Source organism: Bradyrhizobium sp. NBAIM01 (genome assembly GCF_020194115.1).
GTDB lineage: Bacteria > Pseudomonadota > Alphaproteobacteria > Rhizobiales > Xanthobacteraceae > Bradyrhizobium > Bradyrhizobium yuanmingense.
On record NZ_JADYVU010000003.1, the window covers coordinates 539,322 to 559,564 of the forward strand.

The following is a 20,243-nucleotide window of genomic DNA, read 5'->3' on the forward strand; positions in this document are numbered from 1 at the left end:
CGCCGCACCGGGCAGCGCCAAAGATGGACCCCCTTTAGACCAAAAAATCATCCATTTTCAATGATTTATATCTCGATCAGGCGCTCTTGGTCGCGTCGGTCGGTCATGCGTCGATCGGCCCGATCAGCGCCTGACCCCCTCGTAGGCCGCCATGATGCCGCGCTGGAACAGCGACCAGTCGAAGCCCAGCGCAATCGCGCGGTAGCCGCGGTCGATCAGCGCATTGGCCTGATCGGCGGTGCGCGCCACCCCGCCGATCGGCACCCCGCTCTTGAGGATGCCCGCCTCGGCGCGCGCGATCAGGTCCAGCAATTGCGGATCATCCATCCGGCCGCGCTTGTTGATGGAGGTGGCGAGATCGCCGGGACCGATGACCGCGACGTCGATACCGGGCGTTGCCATGATCTCGTCGATGCGATCGACCGCGTCGACGTGCTCGATCGTGATCATGCAGATCATCTCGTCGTCGGCAGAGGCCATGTAATCAGGCATCGACTGGCCCCAGCGGAACGGCGCGTGGAAGGGGCCCCAGAGCCGATCGCCGTGCGGCGGGTAGCGCACGCTGCGCACCGCTTTCTCGGCATCCGCGCGGCTCGTGATCATCGGGAAGTTGATGCCGAAGGCACCGATGTCCATCGGCGCTTTCGCCAGCCACGGCTCGTTGGCGGCGATCCGCACCAGAGGCGTGCACGGCGTGCCCGTGGTCGCGGCGATCATCGCGTGGGCTTCGGTCAATCCGATCGGGCCGTGCTCGAGATCGACGATGATCCAGTCGAGCGAGCGCGCCATGATCTGCACCATCTGCACGCTCGGGATGGTCGCGATCGCACCGAAGGCGGGGCGACCCTCGCGCCAGAGCTGGCGGAGGCGGTTCAGCGGCTTTGCGGGGACCGACATGGAAAATCCTGCGGGACGATGGCGACGGCAAAGCCTAGCAGCGCGCCGCCAGTGCGCAAGCTCAGGCCACCGCGCGTCCGCCGAAGAACGGCGTCAGCGTGGCGCTGAGACCATGCACGCGGTTCGATGTAAAAATCATCTCGGCGCCGGACTGCGCGATGCCGCCGGTCGGCGGGCCGAGCAGGTCGGAGACGCGACGGGCGATCGCGGGCGCCGGATCGATCCAGTCGACCGGCCAGGGCGCGAGCTTCTTCATCCGGTCCAGCAGAAGCGGGTAGTGCGTGCAGGCGAGCACCACAGTGTCGGTGCGCGCGCTCGCATCCGAGGCGTCGCCGACGAAGCAGGGAGCGAGCTCGGCGAGGATGGCTTCGTCGCTGATCGGGCTACCGCCGAGCGCGGCTTCGGCCAGCGAAGCGAGCTCGGGCGAGCCGACCAGCGTCACCTCGCATCCTTGTGCGAAATCGCGGATCAGCGCCTTGGTGTACTCGCGCTTCACCGTGCCCTTGGTGCCGAGCACCGAAACGCGGCGGGTCCTGGACTGCGCACAGGCCGGCTTGATCGCCGGCACCGTGCCGACGAAGGCTACGGAATAGGCGGCGCGCAAGTGAGACAGGACCAGGGTGGACGCCGTGTTGCAGGCGATGACGACGAGGTCTGGACTATGCCGGCCGATCAGCTCCCCCATCAGCGGCACGACGCGGGCGATGATCTCGTCCTCGCTGTGGTGGCCATAGGGGAAGAAGGCGTCGTCGGCGACGTAGACGTAATGCGCGTCGGGCCGCGCCGCCACGACCTCGCGGAGCACCGTGAGCCCGCCAAGGCCGGAATCGAACACCAGGATCGTCGGAGAATTGGTCACGTCGCCACCCTAGCCCGGCATGGTTACCATTCGGTTTTTAGGGCGATTTTGCGGCGATCCCGCAAAGACCGGGGGGCGTCTCGTGTCACGGACGCGCTGCGTCATCATCCCCGGCGTCAGATCGGCCGCGCGGCGCTCACGCGATCCTGTTGGTGGTGGTCCCGCGCTCGGTTGCCAGCTGCTTCTGCAGGCGATCGATGTTCTGCAACAGGCGCTGGCTGGTCAGCACCAGGAAGTAATAGCCGAATTGCGGATCCTGGAAGTAGATCTCGAGCAGCCGGTCATAGGTGATGGTCAGCACCTGGCCGTCCTCGATGCATTCGACCGTCCCCGTGCGCCGGTTGTCCGGCGTGAGGAAGCCGAGCTCGCCCATCAGCGCCCCGGGCCCGATCTCGACGTTGATCTCCTTGACCAGGAACTTGCCGGTGACGGTGAGGAACATTTCGTTGGCTGGGTCACGCATCTTGAAGAGGATGTCGCCGCGCCGGTATCTGCGCTCGGTCATGAATGGCTTGAGCCATTCGATCGACATGTCCCCTTCGGCCGCATGGCGCGCCTTCTTGACCAGCTTCAGCATCTGCCGCAGGCGCAGCGCGTTGATCGGAAGCATCAGGAGATAGAGCAGGAACGTCGCGACGTTGGCGGAGAGCGCGCCGAAGAGAGCGAAGAACGCGCAGCCGATCATGTTGGCGACGCGCAGCGGCACCATTGTCCGCATCAAGAGGGTGGCGACGAAGAAGACCGCCCCGACCACGGCGAACAGATTGGCGAGCGTGATGTTGTGGACGAAGATCTCCAGGAGCCGGTTGAAGATCGCCTCGTAGGTGACGCTGTCGGGATCGAGCCCCATCTGGACCAGGATTTTCGCGATCCTGAGGTTGTCCGTGGCCGCTTCGAGGATGCGGTCGAGGATCGACGAAACGTCTGCGCTGCCGGACGGCATGGTACTAACCCCACGTAAGGCATTCAGTCCTGGTCGGCACCCGTATAGCCGAAATCGAATGACGACCGCTTGAATGACGCTTCCGGCCATCGTGCCGCAAGGGGCAAATTTTAGCCTGATCGGGCGTTTCGGCAATTGCCCGTTGGTTGCGCGTCCGGCCGCGCAGGCCCGTGATTCGGGCCAGCCGTGCGGGCTTGAGCGTCGCTGACGGGCCCGAAGCGACCTTCGTTTACGGCTTGGCGGCGGGTTGCACGACCCGCTGCTCGACGAGGCCGAGCCGCCCCGGCAGAGAGCCGGCGCGCAGCAGCATGGCGACGCTGTTGGCCTCTTCCAGGGTGAAATTGCCGGAAATCTGGCCGGAGCCGCCGGTGATGGGCTCGCGGATCACGGGCGCGGAGATCACCTTGTCGTCGAGCACGATGGCAAAAGGCTTTCCGACATTCTCTGCCGTGATATGGGCGAAGCGCCGCGTGCCGCGGCCGTTGAAGCGGAACGATGCGATCGGCTCCTTGCTGTCGCCGGTCAATCCCGGGCCGGCATAGCTGATCTCGTCGCCCTCGAAGGCGCTGTCCTTGGCGACGAGATAAGGAAGCTTGTCCTTGAAGCCGAGCAGGACTTCCGTGCCCGCCGGCGGTGTGCCCGATTGCGCCTGCTCTGCGGACATCGAGAGGTCGATCAGGCGGAAGCCGACCTTGACCTTCCTGGCGAAGATCGCGGTGATTTGCTCGGGCTCCATCAATCCGGGCAGGAAGATGCGGATACGGTCCATTCCCTCGGGCTGGACGCTGGCGAGCTTGACGCCGGCGTCCTTGAGGCGCTGCTCGATCATGGCGATGGAATCTTCTACGAGATCGCGCAGCCGCGCGGCTGATGCGGCATCGGTCGGCGCGAGCCTGAGCAGCCCGTCGCCGGCGTCGGTGACGTTGAGCGCGTGTGTCGGCAACCCCTCCGCCGCCGCGACGAGCTTGCGCGTGAGCTGTTCGCGGCCTTTGCCGTCAGCGATCTTCACGTCGACGCCGCCGTCGCGGATCGCAAGTCCGGAGAACGCGATGCGGCCCTCGCGCAGGATCTTGTAGACGTCGTCGCGCAAATCCGTGACGACCGCCTCCCGCAAGGCATCGGTGTCGACCCCGTAGACGATCCGCGATCCGCCCAGCTTCTCCATCTTGTCGGCGATGAAGGCGGCAACCTTGACCCGCACCTTGTCGAGCTGGCTGTCGGCAAGCGCGGCGCCGGGCAGGGCGATCGCGGATACCATTGTGAACGCAGCGACCAGCCGTGCGATCCGGTTCCGCAGGGGCGTCGTCATGATGACCTCTTGTCTTGCGGCAGGGCGCTGGCGAGTGAAGTCAGCGGCAGTTCTTGGTCCCTCGATCAGGCGCAGAGGTTCAAGTGGCGCAGCCGGTAGGCAATGGACGAACGGCAAATCATCCATCATTCTGGTCCGGCTCGGCCGAACACGGCCGAGACCTCGCCGAACCAAACTGTCAAAAGATACGGCGGCGGGGACATGCATCTGAGGGAGGACGGAATTCATGGCGGGCATCCACGCGCTCGATCGGTTGATCGGCAACGACTATCCGGAACTGTTGACGGACGAGGAGGTCCGGGCGTTCGAGCAGGTCCCCTACGCCGACCGCGTCGCGGCCGAGAGTACCTATGACGCCATCAGGCTTGGTGCCGAGCGCAATCCCGACGGGGCGGCGATCCAGTTCCTGCAAAATGCCGATCCCGCCGACGCGCCGCTGGTCGTCACGCACCGCGATTTCATCGCGCGCGTCACCCAGGCCGCCAACATGTTTCACGCGCTCGGCGCCGAGAAGGGCGACGTCATCAGCTTCATGCTGCCCTTGGTGCCGGATGCGTTCGTCACTCTGTTCGGCGCCGAGGCCGCCGGCATCGCCAATCCCGTCAATCCGCTGCTCGAGCCGCACCAGCTCGCCGAAATCCTGGAAGCTGCGAACACCAAGATCCTGGTGGCGCTCGGGCCGATGCCGGGCACCGACATCTGGCAGAAGGTCGAGCAAATCCGCCCGCATCTGAAGCATCTGAAAGCCATCGTGCAGGTGTTCGGCGGCGGCGATCCGGCCAATGGCATCTTCGCCTTCAGCGACCTGATCAAGCAGCAGCCGTCGGATCGGCTGGTCAGCGGGCGCAAGATTCGCGGCAGCGACATCGCAGCCTATTTCCACACCGGCGGCACCACGGGTACGCCCAAGCTGGTGCGGCATACCCATGCCAACCAGGTCTATCAGGCATGGGCTCTCAATCTGTTGCTGAAGGGGAAACCCGGCGCCAATCTGCTGTTCGGCATGCCGCTGTTTCACGTCGGCGGATCTCTGACGCAGGTGCTGACGACTTTGTCGGGCGGGGGTTCGCTGGTCGTGCTGTCGCCGAGCGGCTGGCGCAACCCGAATGCGGTGAAGAACATCTGGCAGCTCGTCGCGCGCTTCAAGCCTGAAGCTCTGTCGAGCGTGCCGACCGTGCTCGCAGCGACGCTCGCGGTGCCGCCTGGGAATGCGGATATCTCGAGCCTGAAATATGCGGCCGGCGGCGGCTCGGCGATTCCGGTCGCGGTCGGCTCGGCGATTCAGGAGACGCTGAAGCTGCCGGTGGTCGAGGTCTACGGCATGACCGAGACCTCGAGCGTGCACACGCTCGCTTATCCGGGCCGGCCGATCCGGCTCGGCTCGGTTGGCCTTCCCATGCCCTATGCGCGCGTGCGCATCGTGCAGCTCGACGCCGACGGCCGCCTGATCCGCGACTGCAAGCCGGACGAGATTGGTGTCGTCATCATGGCCGGGCCCGGCGTGTTCGGCGGCTATCTCAACGACGAGCACAACAAGGGTGCCTTCATCGACGGGGTCTGGGTCAATTCCGGCGATCTCGGGCGGCTCGATGCCGACGGCTATCTGTGGATCACCGGCCGCGCCAAGGATCTCGTGATCCGCGGCGGCCACAACATCGATCCGGCGCCGATCGAGGAGATCATGTTCCGCCATCCCGCCGTCGGCTTCGCCGCGGTGGTTGGCCAGCCCGACGCCTATGCCGGCGAATTGCCGGTAGGCTACGTGCAGTTGAAGCCCGGCGCAAAGGTTGAGCCGGGCGAGCTGGAAGCCTGGGTGCGCGAGCGCACCCCGGAGCGCGCCGCCGTTCCTGTGCAGGTCATCCCGATCGATCCAATGCCGGTGACGGGCGTCGGCAAGGTGTTCAAGCCGCAGCTGCGCTGGGACGCGGCCGCGCGCGTGTTCACCAAGGTGCTGGCGCCGCTGGTCGAGCGCGGCATCGATTGCAAGGTGAAGGTCGGCCCGCACGGCAGCCACGGCTCGATCGCGACCGTGACGCTGACGGGCCTGCCGGCTGGGCAGCGCGAAGCGGTGGAGGGGGAGGTGCACGCACTGCTCGCACCCTTCGTGATGCGCCACGAGGTGGTGCAGGTGTAGGTCCGCGCCTGCGGGGCGAGGGCTGACTGCATTAGCTATAAGCCGCGATCGAGGAGTTTATGTGATGGGCCTCACATAGAAAAATTTGGCTTTCATCGACGCTCCGAATAGTCTCAGGGAATTGCATCCGAGGGGGCTGCAGTGATTCCGTTTCGGCTATTTGGTTTATTGATTTTTGCGACCTTACTGGCCTGCGGATCGGCACACGCCGATCGGCGGGTCGCGCTCGTCATCGGCAATTCCGCCTACAAGAGCGCGCCCAAGCTCACCAATCCCGCGAACGATGCCACGCTGATTGGCGGCATGTTCAAGAAGGCGGGCTTCGATTCCGTCGACGTCAGGCTGGATCTCAGTGCGAGCGAGATGAGGCGCATGTTGCGCGAGTTCGCCGGCAGGTCACGCGATGCGGACATGGCGGTGATCTACTATGCCGGCCACGGCATCGAGCTCGACGGCAACAATTATCTCATTCCGACCGACGCGACGCTGGAGACGGATGGCGACGTTCTCGACGAAACCATTCCTGTCGAGCGCGCATTGTTCGCGGTCGAGCCGGCCAAGCAGCTGCGCCTGATCATCCTCGATGCCTGCCGCGACAACCCCTTTGCGAAGACGATGAAGCGCACGCTGGCCTCGCGGGCGATCGGACGCGGCCTCGCTAAGGTCGAGCCAACCAGCCCGAACACGATGATTGCCTTCGCCGCGAAGGCCGGCTCGACTGCATCCGACGGCGATTCTCGCAACAGTCCGTTTGCTGCCGCGCTGGTCGAGCACCTGCCGAAGCCGGGCCTCGATCTGCGCAAGGCGTTCGGCTTCGTGCGCGACGACGTGCTCAAGAGCACCGGCTACAAGCAAGAGCCCTATGTCTATGGCTCGCTCGGCGGCGACGACGTGCCGCTCGTAATGAAGCCGGCCGCAACCGGTCCGCAGGCAAACCCTCAGGATGCGGTTCGCAGGGACTACGAGCTCGCGCTCCAGCTTGCGACGCGCGATGCCTGGGAAGCCTTTTTGGCGACCTATCCGGACGGCTTTTATGCCAGCCTCGCCAAGGGACAGTTGAACAAGATCGGTGCCGAAGAGACGCGTCTGGCTGCCGAGCAAAAGGCCAAGGCGGCCGAGCAGGAAAAGGCAAGGCTTATCGCCGAGCGCGCTCAGAAAGCCGAGCAGGAGAAGGCGGCTGCTGCGGCCAAAGCCGCTGAAGAGGCGCGGATCGCTGCGGAGAAGCAAAAGCAGATTGAACAGGCCAGGGCGGAAGCGGCCGAGCAGCAGCGCAAAGCTGCCGAGGCGGCGGCCGCGAAAGCGCTGGCCGAGAAACAGGCGGCAGAGAGGGCCAAGGCCGAGCTGGCGGCCAAGCAGGCCGCCGAGAAAGCGGAGCAGGCCGCCAAGCCGGCCGCCGATCGGCAGATGCCCGAAGTCGAGAACCAGAAAGTGGCTGCGCTCTCGCCCGGACCCACATCCACATTATCGGCGGCCGAGCTTTCCAAATCGGTACAAAGCGAACTGCGCCGCGTCGGTTGCCTGACCTCGTCTGCGGAAAGCGAGTGGAGCTCGGCCGCGCAGCGCTCGCTGACGCTTTTCAACAAATATTCCGGCACCAAGTTCGACGTGAAGCTGGCCAGCGTCGACGCACTCGATGCTTTGAAGGCCAAGCCGGGACGGGTTTGTCCGCTGGTGTGCAATTTCGGATTCAAGGCCGACGGCGACCAATGCGTGAAGATCACCTGCCGGGCCGGTTATCGTGTCAACGACGATAACGAATGCGAAAAGGTGCAGGAGAAGAAGCCGGTTGCGACGCGCGAGAATTCCAGACCGCGAGACGATGAGCGGAAGGCAAGCGAGTCCGCGCCGTCAAAACCGCAGGCGACCGGTCAGGTCTTTTGCAACAGTGCAGGGTGCCGGCCGGTCCGGCAGGGTTGTCGGCTCGAGACGTGGGGCAATAGGACTGCCGGCCAAACGGCCGGCGGCGGCACCAGCATGGTCGAAGTCTGCAACTGAGCTGGTGATTGCCCGCCTGCTACTCCGCAGGCATTCGTGTTTCCACCAGCCGCGCCCAGAACGAGGCGCCGTGACCCAGAATGTTGTCGTTGAAGACGTAAGCCGGGTGGTGACACTCGTTGCCGTCGCCCATGCCGACCAGCACCATCGCGCCGGGGCGTGCTTCCAGCATGAACGAAAAGTCCTCGGCGCCCATCATCGGGACGAACTTGTCGTTGACGCGCTCAGTGCCGACGATGTCGCGCGCGACGTCGGCGGCGAGTGCGGCCTCGCGGGCATGGTTCATCGTCACCGGATACATCCGCGTGTATTTCGTTTCGGCCGAGCCACCATAGGCGCGGGCGATGCTGTCGGCGACTTCGCCGATGCGGCGTTCGACGAGATCGCGCACTTCGGGGTCGAGCGTGCGCACGGTGCCGGCGAGCTCGGCGACCTCCGGGATGATGTTGAAGGCGGTGCCGGAGTGGAATTGTGTGATCGAGATCACCGCCGATTTCAGCGGATCGACGTTGCGCGCCACGATCGATTGCAGCGCGTTCACGATTTGCGAGCCGATCAGCACGCTGTCGACAGATTTGTGCGGACCGGCGCCGGCGTGGCCACCCTTGCCGCGGACCGTGATCTGGATGTTGTCGGAGGAGGCGAGCATCGCACCCGGCGTGGTGGCGAAATGGCCCTCGGGCAGGTTCGGCATGTTGTGCATGCCGTAGACCTCCTGGATGTTCCAGCGCGTCATCAGTCCGTCCTCGACCATCGCCTTGCCGCCGCCGCCGCCTTCCTCGGCGGGCTGGAAGATCATCACGGCCGTGCCGTCGAAATTGCGCGTCTCAGCGAGATATTTGGCCGCGCCCAGCAGCATCGCGGTGTGGCCGTCATGGCCGCAGGCGTGCATCTTGCCGGGGACCTTTGAGGCATAAGACACGCCCGACGTCTCCATGATCGGCAGCGCGTCCATGTCCGCGCGCAGGCCGATCGTCTTGCCGGAGGCCGACTTGCGGCCGCGGATCACGCCGACCACGCCGGTGCGGCCGATGCCCGTCACCACCTCGTCGCAGCCGAATTCGCGCAAGCGATCGGCGACGATGCCGGCGGTGCGGTGGACTTCGTAGAGCAGCTCGGGGTTCTCGTGGAAGTCATGGCGCCAGGCAGCCATTTCGTCGGAGAGGGCGGCGACGCGATTGACGATGGGCATGAGGGAATCCGTTTTCTGGTTGTCGTTTGTAGGGTGGGTTAGCCCCGTGGATGCGCAAGCGCATCCACGGGGCGTAACCCACCACGGTTTCCGTGGGAGCGAAAGAGGTGGGTTACGCCCAGCGGACTGCGCTTGGCGCAGGCCGCAAGGCTAACCCACCCTACGATCCTACGCTTCCCCGAACACGCGCCTGAAGATCGTGTCGACGTGCTTGAGGTGATAGCCGAGGTCGAACTGCTCCTCGATCTCGGCGTCGGTGAGATATGTCTTCACCTCACTGTCCTTCTTCAGCAGCTGAAGGAAGTCGCCTTCGCCGCGCCAGACCGGCATGGCATTGCGCTGCACGAGCTTGTAGGCATCCTCGCGGCTGGCGCCCTTCTGGGTCAGTGCTAGCAGCACGCGCTGCGAATGCACGAGGCCGCCGAGGCGGTCGAGGTTCTTTTGCATGTTGGCGGGATAGACCAGCAGCTTGTCGATCAGGCCGGCGAGGCGCACCAGCGCGAAGTCGAGCGTCACGGTCGCGTCCGGGCCCATCATGCGTTCGGCCGAGGAGTGCGAGATGTCGCGCTCGTGCCAGAGCACGACGTTCTCCAGTGCCGGCGTCACATAGGCGCGCACCATGCGGGAGAGGCCGGTGAGGTTCTCCGACAGCACCGGGTTGCGCTTGTGCGGCATGGCAGAGGAGCCCTTTTGTCCCTCCGAGAAGAACTCTTCGGCCTCGAGCACCTCGGTGCGCTGCATGTGGCGGATCTCCACGGCAATGCGCTCGATCGAGGAGGCGATCACGCCGAGGGTCGAGAAATACATCGCGTGACGGTCGCGCGGGATCACCTGGGTCGAGATCGGCTCCGGCACGAGTCCCATGGCCTTGGCGACATGCTCTTCGACGCGCGGATCGATCTGCGCGAAGGTGCCGACGGCGCCGGAGATCGCGCAGGTCGCGACCTCCTTGCGCGCCGCGATCAGACGGTCCTTGGCACGGGTGAATTCGGCATAGGCATAAGCGAGCTTGAGGCCGAAGGTGACGGGCTCGGCATGGATGCCGTGGCTGCGGCCGATAGTCGGCGTCATCTTGTGCTCGAAGGCGCGCTTCTTCAGCGCGGCCAGCACCTTGTCGAGGTCGGCGAGCAGCAGGTCGGCGGCGCGGGTGAGCTGGACGTTGAGGCAGGTATCGAGCACGTCGGAGGAGGTCATGCCCTGGTGCACGAAGCGCGCCTCGGGGCCGACGATCTCGGCGAGGTGGGTGAGGAAGGCGATGACGTCGTGCTTGGTCTCGCGCTCGATCTCGTCGATGCGGGCGACGTCGAAGATGGCGTCCTTGGCCTTGGCCCAGACCGTCCGGGCGGCCTCCTTGGGGATGGTCCCGAGCTCGGCGAGGGCGTCCGCCGCATGCGCCTCGATCTCGAACCAGATCTTGAACCGGGTCTGCGGCTCCCAGATCGAGGCCATTTCCGGGCGGGTGTAGCGGGGGATCATGGGGCGGCTCCAGGAAGGTGGGCGGGCGGTCCCGAGAACGGCGGCGCCGGCCAAAATGCTTTTTACGCCGTGATGTAACAGAGCAGGCAGGGCGAAACAAACGGTCTGGGCCCCGGAAGAAGGGCATCGCCGACCTTTCCACCAGACCGGCCGGCCGGGATGGCGGCGCCTGGCCGCAGATATTAACTGTCAATCACGGATCATTGACTGACAGATATTGAAATCTGTCAGCGAGACGTGTATATCCGTTCTCGGACGCTCCGATTGGGCGTCCCGCGACAAGCCCCGGGGAGCCCGACATCCGAGCCACGCTCGGATCGGAGGGCGGATTGAAGAGCGGGGACCGCGGACGAATGGAGACTTAGACAATGACGACCGAAATCCTCAATTTCACTGGCGTGATTGGGCATTGGCTCAATTTGCTGGTGGCGCGCCAGATCGCGGCGCAGGCTGCAAAACTGCCGCATTAAGGCATAGGCTTTCCGAAACGACCGGCCAGGGCGCTTCGGAAGCAGCCCTACTGCCGGAGTAAACTGAGCCCTGAACGGGAACATGGTGCTGGCATGAATGAAGCTGTTGTCTTGACGCCGGAGCGGATCCTCGAAGTCACCGAGGACGTGCTCAGGCGTTACGGACTTGCCAAGGCCACCGTAGTCGACGTTGCCCGTGCGCTCGATGTGAGCCACGGCAGCGTCTACCGTCATTTCCCCAGCAAGGCCTCGCTGCGCGAGGCCGTTGCCAAGCGCTGGCTGGACCGCATCGACGCCCCGCTGCTGGCGATCGCCAGGGAGCAGGGCTCGGCGCCCGACAGGCTCGACCGCTGGCTGCGCACGCTGTTCGCGGCCAAGCGTTCGCGTGTGCTCGACGATCCTGAAATGTTCGAGACTTATCTGACTCTGGCGCGTGAGGCCTGCGCGGCCGTCAAGTGCCACAAGGACACTATGATCGACCAGATCGCCGCGATCCTGACCGACGGCGTGCAGCAGGGCGAGTTCGCCGTAGGCGACGTCAAGGTGACCGCGCGCGCGATCTTCGATGCGACCGTCCGCTTCCACCATCCGGCCCATGCCGAGGAATGGAAGGACGCCGATCTCGCCGCGCGCCTCGATGCGACGCTGGCGCTGCTGCTGCGTGGGCTGAAGGCGTAAGGCCGCAGAACCCGTTCAGCCCTGGGTGCTGTCAATCAACCTCGCGTTTTCTGGAGAGCGGCGCCGTCGCGGGGCAAGGGTGCGGATGCCGAATGTCTGCGCGTGTGGAAGGCAGGATCGGACGATGGCACGACCGGCGGACTATCCGGATAAGCGTTGACCGCGATTTCGACGGCATCCTTCGACCGCCTTCGAAGCCGGTAGAATGTCAGCTCCTGATCGAACATCGGACAGCGAAAGTGGACGATGGCGGTGTCCGGCAGGCGGCAAAGTTCGTCGATGAGCTCGCCTACTGTGATGATGGGGGGATGGTCGACTGCTTTGGGGTGACCCTTACTCATGACCCTTTACTCCTTGTCTGCCGTACTAACCGGAGCCGGATCGGAACCGTTCCAATTTCGTTCGGCCGATTGAGGATCGCGAGGGATGAGGCTGTGCGGCAGCTTTGCTGCTAGATCCTCGTCAGCCCGCAGGTCGCGGCGAGCCGCACCAGCTGCGCATCGGTGCGCGCGCCGGTCTTCGACTTGATCAGGTAGTGATAGTTCTGCACGGTCTTGACGCTGAGATTGAGATGCGCCGCGATCTCTTCGGTGGTGGCGCCGCCGGCGAACTGGCGCAAGATCTCGATCTCGCGCTCGCCCAGCTGGTCCAGCACCGAGCCGGTCGGGGACAGGCTGTCCTCCGCCAGCACATGCGCGATGTCATCGCTCATGGCGCGCTCGCCGCGGGCGACGCTGCGGATGGCATTCACGACCGCGGACGGCTCGCTGCTTTTGGTGACGAAGCCGGAGGCGCCAGCGCCGAAGGCCGACTTCACCAGCACGGCCTCATTGTGCATGGTGAAGACGAGAATGCGCGCACGCGGGCTGCGGGCGCGGATGTTGCGGATCGCCTCCAGCCCGCTCGCGCCGGGCATCGAAATGTCGAGCACCACCACGTCGGGGTCATGCGCCTTGAACGCGCCGTAGGCGTCGGCGGCGTTGTCGGCTTCCGCCACGACATGCAAATCGCCCTGGCTCTCCAGCACGCGCCGATAGCCTTGCCGCACGATCGGATGGTCGTCGACCAGCAGCACGGAGATGCCTGTTGCCGCCACCTCGTTCATTCCGGCCTCATGCAGCGAGCGGAATGGTGGCGGCGATGCTGAGGCCGCGGTTCGCGGGCAGGATCGACAGCGATCCGCCGGCGGCCGTGACGCGCTCGCGGATTCCGGTGAGGCCGAAGCCGGCCGATTGCGCGACTCGCTCCGCATCGCCGCCGCCGTCGTCCTCGACGCGGATCAGCAGCGCATCGTCCTCGCCGGCGCGCCGCTCGACGCGGAGCGAGATCTCGCGCGCTGCACTGTGGCGCAGCGCGTTGGTCAGGCATTCCTGTGCGACTCGATAGGCGGTGGTGGCGGCCGGGCCGCTGATGTCGGTGAGGTCGCCCCTGAGATCGAGCTGGATCGCCGGCCGCGCGGCGCTGTGCGAGCGCCAGCTGTCGACGAGATTGACCAGGCTCGCCTCGAGCCCGAGCTCCTCCGGCAGCGGATTGCGCAGCCGGTTCAGCGCGTCGCGCAGCGAAGCCATCAGATGGTGCGTCGCCTGCGAGATCATGCGCGCGTCCTGCGCGATCCCATCATCCTTGTGCTGCTTTGTACTCGCCGTCTCGATCGTGTTGGCGAAGGCGAGAATGGCGGACAGATTCTGCCCGAACTCGTCGTGCAGCTCGCGGGCGAGCGCGCGGCGCTCGTCGTCGCGGATCTCGATCAGGCGGCGCGTCAGCGCGGCGCGCTGCTCGGTCGCTTCCTCCAGCCGGCCGCCGAGCTCGCCGACGGCGCTGCCGATCATCGCCAGCTCCATCGAGCGGAAGCGCGGCAGCCTGGTGCGATATTGGCCGCGCGCCATGCGCTGAAGCGCGGTGACGATCGCGCGCGCCGGCGCCAGCGCGTGCGCGATGGCGAGCGAAGCAAGCAGGGCGATCGCCGCCGCCATCAGCAGCGCGACGTCGATGACGTTGAGGACGTAGTCCCAGGCGAGCGCGATCGCGGCGGCCGCATGGGGCGTCGCAACGACGGCGCCGGCGGCTGCGGCGCGGGGACTGACGGGCCGCACCACCTCGGCGTGGCTGCCGAGGAAGCTCGGCACGATGGCGGCGAACCAGCGCGGCGGCGTCTTGCCCAGCCCCTCGCTCTGGCCGCAGAGCGGCTTCTCGAAGGCCGCCGCGGGCTGGAACTCGACGCAGACGCCGGGCGAGATCAGCTTCATCGTCTCCAGCGTGCGCCAGTCCGGAACCGGCAGGAGATGCTCGCGCGCCCTGCTGCTGCGCAACAACAGCTCGCGCCAATACAGCGCCTGAAGCGCCTGCGCGACCCGCTGCGCCGACGCCGCCGTCGCCCGATCGACGCTGCGATAGGCATCGAACGTGGCCCATACGGTCGCGGCTCCCAGGCACAGCGCTACGATTAGAAGCAGGCGGGCTACAAGCTGAAGCACGAGGCGCATGCGATCACCCCCGACGTTTGCTAAGGTCAGCCTAACAACGCCGCCGTGCCTTGCCAATCGCAGAACGCTAGGGATTGCAGCTCGGGCAAATTTCCCAAGCCGGATTGGGCATGGGTCTTTGGACCTGAAACGGCGGCTTTGATCTAATCGGTGAGGACACGTTGCAGGCCGGCGCCTGCAAGCCAGGAGCGGTGCAGCATGAGTTCGATGACGATTGGACCAATCGCAAGCCAGGCTGCCGATCCATCCGAGCGCAGCGCGCTGCTGTTCTGGATGATCTTCACCGGGCTGTCGATCTTCGCTGTCGTGCTGCTGTGGCGCTTCGGCCTGATTCACCTGATGCTGACCTCGGATCGCACCTACATTTCAGCGGTGATCGCGGCGCTCTACGTCCTCACCTGCGGCCACTGCTTCCTGCGGACCCGGGCCATCGCGCGGGAAGGGGCGGCGACGCGGCGCTGCCGCGCGGTGCTGTCGGCAGCGGGCGGCAGCAAGGCGCTCGATGCGAGCGCCGTGGCGCTGCCGCGCGGTCTGGTGCGCGACCACATCGAAAGCCTGGTGACCAAGGCCGCGGCGCAGGACTACCGGCCGGTCGACCAGACGCTGCTGCTACGTAATCTCGCCGATCGCTTGCGCGGCTCCAACGGGTTCGGCGCCTTCGTCTCCGATACGCTGATGAAGCTCGGTCTGCTCGGCACCATCATCGGCTTCATCATCATGCTGGCGCCGATCGCGGGGCTGGACGCCGCCGACAAGGTCGCGATGCGCTCCTCGATGGGCTTGATGAGCGACGGCATGGCGATCGCGATGTACACGACGCTGGCCGGCCTTGTCGGCTCGATCCTGATCCGCATCCAGTACTACATGCTCGACGCCGCGACCCAGCGGGTGTTCTCGGACGCGGTGGTGCTGACCGAGACCTATGTGACGCCAGTGCTGGAGCGCAAGGGTTCGGGAACGCCGTCATGATGGATGATTTCGGTCTCTATCCGCGCGAGGAGCCGTTCGACCCGCTGGGCGTGATGCTGTTCAAGGCGCTCCAGGTGATCGCCTTCCTGTTCTTCCTGGCGCTGCTGGCGGTCTCCCCCGACGCCAAGGACGGCAAGATCGATTCCAAGGCGGAGTTCATGATCACGCTGGACTGGCCGGACAACCACCCCGACGATCTCGACCTGTTCGTGCAGGATCCCGCCGGCAACATCGCCTGGTATCGCCACCGCGAGGCCGGCTTCCTCACGCTCGACCGCGACGACCGCGGCGGGGCCAACAATTTCATCATCGTCAACGGCAAGAAGATCGCCTCGCCGATCCGCGAGGAGATCGTCACCGTGCGTGGCATCCTCGCCGGCGAGTACGTCGTGAACGTCTCGCATTTCGTCGCCACCACGGGCGAGCCTGTGACGGCCAGTGTGAAGGTGCAGAAGCTCAATCCGACCGCGCAGGTGATCTTCGACAACAAGTTCACGCTCGACCACACCGGCGACGAGAAGACCGCGGTCCGATTCCGGATCGATGCGGAAGGCAAGGTCGTCGATGTCGATCAGCGGCCGAAATCGCTGTTGGAGACGTTCCGCAGCAGCTGGCGCAACGGCGGCGATCTCGATGCCAGGACCGGTGTGAGCAGGAACGCTACGAGGGTACGCCGTGAGTAACCTGCAAACGGTCATCCTGACGCTATCGGTCGCGTATGCCGTCATCGGCGCGCTGCTGCTGGTCGTTCTGGTCTATGCGCGGCTGCACTGGTCCCTGAAGGCGGTCGCCGTGGTCGTGACCAGCACCTTCTACATCGTCAGCTTCACCGAAATGCGCGGCCTGCTCGGTTGGGCCAGCACGGAGCGGCTGCCGGCCACCTTCAAGCTGCTGAAGGCCCGCATCGTCGAGCCGCATTCGCTTGAGGGCGATCCCGGCTCCATCTATCTCTGGGTCGAGGCGCTGGACGAGGACAATCGCCCGAGCGGCATCCCGCGCGCTTTTCGTGTGCCGTACAATGACCGGCTGGCCGACAAGACCCACGCCGCCGAGAACGAGATCGCGGCCGGACATCCGCAAGGAGGGCGCGCGGCGGATTTCGGCGGCGGCGACGGCAGCCTGATCGACTTGGTTCGAGAATATGTGACGCCGAAGACCATCCTGGAGACCAGCGGCGGCGATTCCTCGACCGGCGAGTTCACTGCGCCGCCGGCCGGTGCCCAGGACGCGGTATTCACGCCGATTCCGCCGCCCCGGATGCCGCCCAAGGACGAGCAATAGGCCCATCACCATCACCGCAGAGCAGCGCTGGCAAACGGCCCAGTGCTGGCGCATCCTGTTGACCTCCCTCAATTTGGCCTCATCGGCCCCGAATAAGAATCTGAGGGGTGGAGGGTGCGTGCTTCTCGCTGTCTTCTCAGATATCCATGGCAACAGGCAGGCGTTCGAGGCCTGCCTGAAGATCGCGCGTGCGAAGGGCGCGGAGGGCATCGTCCTGCTCGGCGACTTCGTCGGCTATGGCGCCGATCCGGAATGGGTGGTGGACACCGCGATGGAGCTGGTCGCGCAGGGCGCCGTCGCGGTGCGCGGCAATCATGACCAGGCGATCAATTCCACGGCCGAGACGATGAACGCCGAGGCGCAGATCGCGATCGAATGGACCCGCGGCCGCCTCGACACGGCGCAGCGGCGGTTTCTGGCCGAATTGCCGATGCAGGTGGAGGACGATGGCCGCCTGTTCGTGCATGCGGAAGCCTCGCATCCCCAGCGCTGGCACTATGTCCGCTCGACCGTGGACGCCGCCAAGAGCCTGATTGCGACACGGGCCCACGTCACCTTTTGCGGCCACATCCACAGGCCGGCGCTCTATTCGATGTCGGTCACGGCGAAGATGACGAGCTTCGTGCCGAAGACCGACGTCCCCGTGCAGCTCCTGCGCGGACGGCAATGGCTCGCCGTGCTCGGCTCGGTCGGCCAGCCCCGCGACGGCGATCCGTCGGCGGCCTTCGTGCTGTTCGACACCGAGTCGTGCCAGATCACCTATTGCCGCGCGCCCTATGACGTCGAGACCGCAGCGAGCAGGATCCGCGACAACGGTCTGCCGCCTTGGCTTGCCGACCGCTTGTTGCAGGGGCGCTGACGGATGCCCAAACCCCTGGTCAAGTCGGGCGCGGAGATCGACGGTTTTACGATCGGCGAATGCGTTCATGCCGGCGGCATGGCGACGCTGTGGACCGTCACCCATCCCGGCATCGACGTGCCCTTGCTGATGAAGATCCCGCGGGTGTCGGAGGGCGAGGACGCCGCCGCGATCGTCTCCTTCGAGATGGAGATGATGATCCTGCCGCGGCTGGCGGGGCCGCACGTGCCGGCCTGCTTCGGCACCGGTGATTTCGCCCGCCAAGCCTATGTCGTGATCGAGCGCATTCCAGGTGCCACGCTGTACAAGCGGCTCCCCGACCTGCCGCTGCCCTATGACGAGGCGCGGCAGCTCGTCGCCAGGATCGCCACGGCGCTTGCGGATCTGCACCGGCAGAACGTGATCCACCACGACATCAAGCCGAGCAGCATCATGTTCCGCGAGAGCGGCGAGGCGGTGCTGATCGACTACGGCCTGTCGCATCACAACCACCTGCCGGACCTGTTGCAGGAGGAATTCCGCCTGCCTTACGGCACCGCGCCCTATATGGCACCCGAGCGGCTGCTCGGGGTGCGCGACGATCCGCGCAGCGATGTGTTTTCGCTCGGCGTGCTGCTCTATTTCTTCACCACCGGCGAGCGGCCGTTCGGCGAGGGCGAGACGCTGCGGGCGATGCGGCGCCGGCTGTGGCGCGATCCGCATCCGCCGCGGAAGCTTCGTGCGGATTATCCGCCCTGGCTTCAGGAGGTGGTGTTGCGCTGTCTGGAGATCGAGCCGGTGTGGCGCTATCCGACCGCGGCCCAGCTTGCCTTCGATCTCGCTTATCCGGACCAGGTCAAGCTCACCGCGCGCTCGGAGCGGGTGAAGCGCGATTCCCTCGGCATCGCCTGGCGCCGGCGCTTCAACCAGGGTGTCATGGCGCCGCGCGCGAAATCGGATGTCGCAGCCCAGATCGCATCGAGCCCGATCCTCGCCGTTGCGCTCGACACGGCGGAGGGCGCTCCGGAGCTGAACGAGGCGCTGCGCGTGACCACCGAGCGCATCCTCGCCACCTTGCCCTCGGCGCGGCTTGCCTGCGTCAACGTGCTCAAGCTGAACCGGATTGCGATCGACCGGACCCTGGACGAGCAGGGCTCCAACAAGCATATCGACCGACTGGTCGCGCTCAGGCATTGGGCAACGCCGCTCAAGCTGGACGAGAGCCGGCTGTCGGCTCATGTGCTGGAGGCGGTCGATCCCGCCGCCGCGATCCTGGAGTTTGCCAAGGCCAACCAGGTCGACCACGTCATCATCGGCGCGCGACAGAGCTCGTTCCGGCGCATGCTGCTCGGCAGCGTGTCGGCCAAGGTGGCCTCGGAGGCGAACTGCACCGTCACCGTGGTGCGGCCGCCGCGATTGGCGGGGGACGGCGACGGGCCGGAGGCCGGCGAAGGTTAGGCCGGCCGGGGCGATTTGCGGGCCGGATCAGGCCGCGTGGACGGCAAACGCGCGCTTGCGGCGGATCGGCCAGGAGAATTGCGGTCCCGGCTCGCCGTGATCGGCGCTGCCGCCGAAATACTGGATGATCTCGCGGCAGGGCTCGCAATTGAACAGGTTACGCGACGCGGACGCCTTGGTCATTTCCTTCAGGCAGTTCGGGCAATGCGGTTTCATGGGTGGTCCGGAAAAGAGGTCTTAGTGTCGGCGCGGTGAGCCAAGCGAACGGTCGAGGTCCGAATTGTCGAGCCCGGCATCGTCGTCCAGCGTGCCATCGGCGCGCTCGAGGCGGCCGAAGAAATAATCGAGGCTCGGATGCGGGCGCCGTGGAATCCGGCACCGGCGCTTCGGCTGACGCCTCACGAGTGCGATCTGCATGACGTCAGCCTCTGGTGCGGTCGCGGCGGATGTTGCGGGCCGGACGTGCCGGGGCCTCGACCGGTCCGGCCGAGGGACCGAACACCACAAACGCACTGAAACCAATCCACAACGCCACGCCAGTCCAAACCAGGGTCGTCGTCATGATGTGCTCCCGCGAAAACAGGCAGGAATCACTTGCAATGATTTGCGCGAATCAGTGAAGTCCGGATGAGTACGGACCAAGGCTACAATTTTAAGCTTTGCGCCTTGCAGAACCCGTGGAAGCCGCAGTTCTTCCCGCGTGCGACCGACGTACTTTGCCGGTGCGCGCATGATCGAGGATACCCCGGATGCGCCTTGCGTCTCGAACACAGCGAAACCCATAGCGCCCGGTGTAGTCGGTATCGGGCGAACGGGTCGAGCGTCCTGACGCAAAGTTCAGGTGGCCGACGCCGCCGCCGATGTCGAGGATTTCGAACACTTCATCCATGGCGTCGAACGAAGTAGCGGTCACGCTGCGTCTGCTCCAGGCCGTGCGCACGATCAGCGCGCGGCGGTCGGTGATCACATAAAGCGTCTGCAGGTCTTGCAGCAGCATCACGAACGGAGCTGCAATCATCCCAACTCCAATCATTGCCAGAGGTTGGGTCGCTTGGTCGATCCAATCGTTGCTGACGGCGATGACGGTCAGCAACAACCAGGGAAATCCGATCCACCAGAGAAATCGCCACATTGTCGCGTTGGCGATGGCGTCGGGCTGCCCCTGCCAGACCACTTGCTCTCCATCATGAAGGGACTCGGCGAGAAGACGAAGCAGGCCGGCAGTAAACGGAGTGGCGCGGAGTTTATCCATTCCACTTGG

The 20,243-nt window shown here is 65.5% G+C and carries 20 protein-coding genes; 8 read left to right on the plus strand and 12 right to left on the minus strand.

The window, feature by feature from the left end; translation table 11 throughout:
- Positions 1-123: 123 nt before the first annotated feature.
- From I6F31_RS13350 to I6F31_RS13365, 4 genes are all read right to left on the minus strand, one after another.
- Positions 124-897, minus strand: a complete 774-nt coding sequence (locus tag I6F31_RS13350) for an aldolase/citrate lyase family protein (RefSeq protein ID WP_036027825.1) — start codon at positions 895-897, stop codon at positions 124-126.
- A 61-nt stretch (positions 898-958) separates the two neighbouring features.
- On the minus strand, positions 959-1,756 hold the full coding sequence (gene murI, locus I6F31_RS13355; protein WP_036027824.1) for a glutamate racemase: 798 nt from the start codon (positions 1,754-1,756) through the stop codon (positions 959-961).
- 136 nt (positions 1,757-1,892) lie between these two features.
- Entirely contained in the window at positions 1,893-2,699 is an 807-nt protein-coding gene (locus tag I6F31_RS13360) for a cyclic nucleotide-binding domain-containing protein (RefSeq protein WP_036012905.1), read from the minus strand.
- 229 nt (positions 2,700-2,928) lie between these two features.
- Positions 2,929-4,008 (minus strand): preprotein translocase subunit SecD, encoded by a 1,080-nt coding sequence (locus tag I6F31_RS13365; protein ID WP_225185521.1) that lies wholly within the window; start codon positions 4,006-4,008, stop codon positions 2,929-2,931.
- Positions 4,009-4,234: 226 nt separating this feature from the next.
- Between I6F31_RS13365 and I6F31_RS13370 the strand changes: the two genes are divergently transcribed.
- A complete protein-coding gene (locus I6F31_RS13370) occupies positions 4,235-6,142 on the plus strand; it encodes an acyl-CoA synthetase (protein ID WP_225185522.1) in 1,908 nt (635 codons plus the stop codon).
- Positions 6,143-6,310: 168 nt separating this feature from the next.
- Positions 6,311-8,137 (plus strand): caspase family protein, encoded by a 1,827-nt coding sequence (locus I6F31_RS13375; protein WP_225185523.1) that lies wholly within the window; start codon positions 6,311-6,313, stop codon positions 8,135-8,137.
- Between the two features lie 19 nt (positions 8,138-8,156).
- On the opposite strand, the gene I6F31_RS13380 is transcribed toward I6F31_RS13375, so the two are convergent.
- On the minus strand, positions 8,157-9,329 hold the full coding sequence (locus I6F31_RS13380) for a M20 aminoacylase family protein (protein ID WP_225185524.1): 1,173 nt from the start codon (positions 9,327-9,329) through the stop codon (positions 8,157-8,159).
- A 168-nt stretch (positions 9,330-9,497) separates the two neighbouring features.
- Positions 9,498-10,805 (minus strand): adenylosuccinate lyase, encoded by a 1,308-nt coding sequence (gene purB / locus I6F31_RS13385; RefSeq protein ID WP_036027821.1) that lies wholly within the window; start codon positions 10,803-10,805, stop codon positions 9,498-9,500.
- A gap of 563 nt (positions 10,806-11,368) precedes the next feature.
- Between purB and I6F31_RS13390 the strand changes: the two genes are divergently transcribed.
- Entirely contained in the window at positions 11,369-11,953 is a 585-nt protein-coding gene (locus I6F31_RS13390; RefSeq protein WP_225185525.1) for a TetR family transcriptional regulator, read from the plus strand.
- 451 nt (positions 11,954-12,404) lie between these two features.
- On the opposite strand, the gene I6F31_RS13395 is transcribed toward I6F31_RS13390, so the two are convergent.
- Entirely contained in the window at positions 12,405-13,058 is a 654-nt protein-coding gene (locus tag I6F31_RS13395; RefSeq protein WP_036012892.1) for a response regulator transcription factor, read from the minus strand.
- Between the two features lie 7 nt (positions 13,059-13,065).
- Positions 13,066-14,436, minus strand: coding sequence for a histidine kinase (locus tag I6F31_RS13400; RefSeq protein WP_225185526.1), 1,371 nt, complete (start codon positions 14,434-14,436; stop codon positions 13,066-13,068).
- 198 nt (positions 14,437-14,634) lie between these two features.
- On the opposite strand from I6F31_RS13400, the gene I6F31_RS13405 reads away from it, so the two are divergent.
- From I6F31_RS13405 to I6F31_RS13425, 5 genes are all read left to right on the plus strand, one after another.
- Positions 14,635-15,405 carry a MotA/TolQ/ExbB proton channel family protein gene (locus I6F31_RS13405; protein ID WP_057029496.1) on the plus strand — a complete coding sequence of 257 codons (771 nt, stop codon included), beginning with the start codon at positions 14,635-14,637 and terminating at the stop codon, positions 15,403-15,405.
- Positions 15,402-16,088 carry a hypothetical protein gene (locus I6F31_RS13410; protein WP_036043556.1) on the plus strand — a complete coding sequence of 229 codons (687 nt, stop codon included), beginning with the start codon at positions 15,402-15,404 and terminating at the stop codon, positions 16,086-16,088. Before I6F31_RS13405 ends, I6F31_RS13410 begins: the two co-directional genes overlap by 4 nt.
- Positions 16,081-16,686 carry a hypothetical protein gene (locus tag I6F31_RS13415; RefSeq protein WP_225185527.1) on the plus strand — a complete coding sequence of 202 codons (606 nt, stop codon included), beginning with the start codon at positions 16,081-16,083 and terminating at the stop codon, positions 16,684-16,686. Before I6F31_RS13410 ends, I6F31_RS13415 begins: the two co-directional genes overlap by 8 nt.
- 118 nt (positions 16,687-16,804) lie before the next feature.
- Complete coding sequence (locus I6F31_RS13420; protein WP_036043558.1) at positions 16,805-17,545, plus strand: metallophosphoesterase family protein; 741 nt, start codon at positions 16,805-16,807, stop codon at positions 17,543-17,545.
- A 3-nt stretch (positions 17,546-17,548) separates the two neighbouring features.
- Positions 17,549-18,982 carry a bifunctional serine/threonine-protein kinase/universal stress protein gene (locus I6F31_RS13425; protein ID WP_225185528.1) on the plus strand — a complete coding sequence of 478 codons (1,434 nt, stop codon included), beginning with the start codon at positions 17,549-17,551 and terminating at the stop codon, positions 18,980-18,982.
- A 27-nt stretch (positions 18,983-19,009) separates the two neighbouring features.
- On the opposite strand, the gene I6F31_RS13430 is transcribed toward I6F31_RS13425, so the two are convergent.
- The 4 genes from I6F31_RS13430 to I6F31_RS13445 form a co-directional block, all read right to left on the minus strand.
- Positions 19,010-19,198, minus strand: a complete 189-nt coding sequence (locus tag I6F31_RS13430; protein WP_036012880.1) for a hypothetical protein — start codon at positions 19,196-19,198, stop codon at positions 19,010-19,012.
- Positions 19,199-19,219: 21 nt separating this feature from the next.
- Positions 19,220-19,399, minus strand: a complete 180-nt coding sequence (locus I6F31_RS13435) for a hypothetical protein (RefSeq protein ID WP_036012879.1) — start codon at positions 19,397-19,399, stop codon at positions 19,220-19,222.
- A gap of 4 nt (positions 19,400-19,403) precedes the next feature.
- Entirely contained in the window at positions 19,404-19,544 is a 141-nt protein-coding gene (locus I6F31_RS13440) for a hypothetical protein (RefSeq protein ID WP_167361692.1), read from the minus strand.
- A gap of 90 nt (positions 19,545-19,634) precedes the next feature.
- On the minus strand, positions 19,635-20,234 hold the full coding sequence (locus I6F31_RS13445; protein ID WP_225185529.1) for a hypothetical protein: 600 nt from the start codon (positions 20,232-20,234) through the stop codon (positions 19,635-19,637).
- Positions 20,235-20,243: the final 9 nt, after the last annotated feature.

Excerpts from the sequence above, each read along its gene's own strand:
- I6F31_RS13395 (WP_036012892.1), bottom strand. The coding sequence starts at position 13,058 with ATGAACGAGGTGGCGGCAACAGGCATCTCCGTGCTGCTGGTCGACGAC.
- I6F31_RS13410 (WP_036043556.1), top strand. The coding sequence starts at position 15,402 with ATGATGGATGATTTCGGTCTCTATCCGCGCGAGGAGCCGTTCGACCCG.
- I6F31_RS13365 (WP_225185521.1), bottom strand. The coding sequence starts at position 4,008 with ATGACGACGCCCCTGCGGAACCGGATCGCACGGCTGGTCGCTGCGTTC.
- I6F31_RS13400 (WP_225185526.1), bottom strand. The coding sequence starts at position 14,436 with ATGCGCCTCGTGCTTCAGCTTGTAGCCCGCCTGCTTCTAATCGTAGCG.
- I6F31_RS13440 (WP_167361692.1), bottom strand. The coding sequence starts at position 19,544 with ATGACGACGACCCTGGTTTGGACTGGCGTGGCGTTGTGGATTGGTTTC.
- purB (WP_036027821.1), bottom strand. The coding sequence starts at position 10,805 with ATGATCCCCCGCTACACCCGCCCGGAAATGGCCTCGATCTGGGAGCCG.
- I6F31_RS13430 (WP_036012880.1), bottom strand. The coding sequence starts at position 19,198 with ATGAAACCGCATTGCCCGAACTGCCTGAAGGAAATGACCAAGGCGTCC.
- I6F31_RS13405 (WP_057029496.1), top strand. The coding sequence starts at position 14,635 with ATGAGTTCGATGACGATTGGACCAATCGCAAGCCAGGCTGCCGATCCA.
- I6F31_RS13445 (WP_225185529.1), bottom strand. The coding sequence starts at position 20,234 with ATGGATAAACTCCGCGCCACTCCGTTTACTGCCGGCCTGCTTCGTCTT.
- I6F31_RS13435 (WP_036012879.1), bottom strand. The coding sequence starts at position 19,399 with ATGCAGATCGCACTCGTGAGGCGTCAGCCGAAGCGCCGGTGCCGGATT.
- I6F31_RS13360 (WP_036012905.1), bottom strand. The coding sequence starts at position 2,699 with ATGCCGTCCGGCAGCGCAGACGTTTCGTCGATCCTCGACCGCATCCTC.
- I6F31_RS13390 (WP_225185525.1), top strand. The coding sequence starts at position 11,369 with ATGAATGAAGCTGTTGTCTTGACGCCGGAGCGGATCCTCGAAGTCACC.
- I6F31_RS13380 (WP_225185524.1), bottom strand. The coding sequence starts at position 9,329 with ATGCCCATCGTCAATCGCGTCGCCGCCCTCTCCGACGAAATGGCTGCC.
- I6F31_RS13350 (WP_036027825.1), bottom strand. The coding sequence starts at position 897 with ATGTCGGTCCCCGCAAAGCCGCTGAACCGCCTCCGCCAGCTCTGGCGC.
- I6F31_RS13425 (WP_225185528.1), top strand. The coding sequence starts at position 17,549 with ATGCCCAAACCCCTGGTCAAGTCGGGCGCGGAGATCGACGGTTTTACG.
- I6F31_RS13370 (WP_225185522.1), top strand. The coding sequence starts at position 4,235 with ATGGCGGGCATCCACGCGCTCGATCGGTTGATCGGCAACGACTATCCG.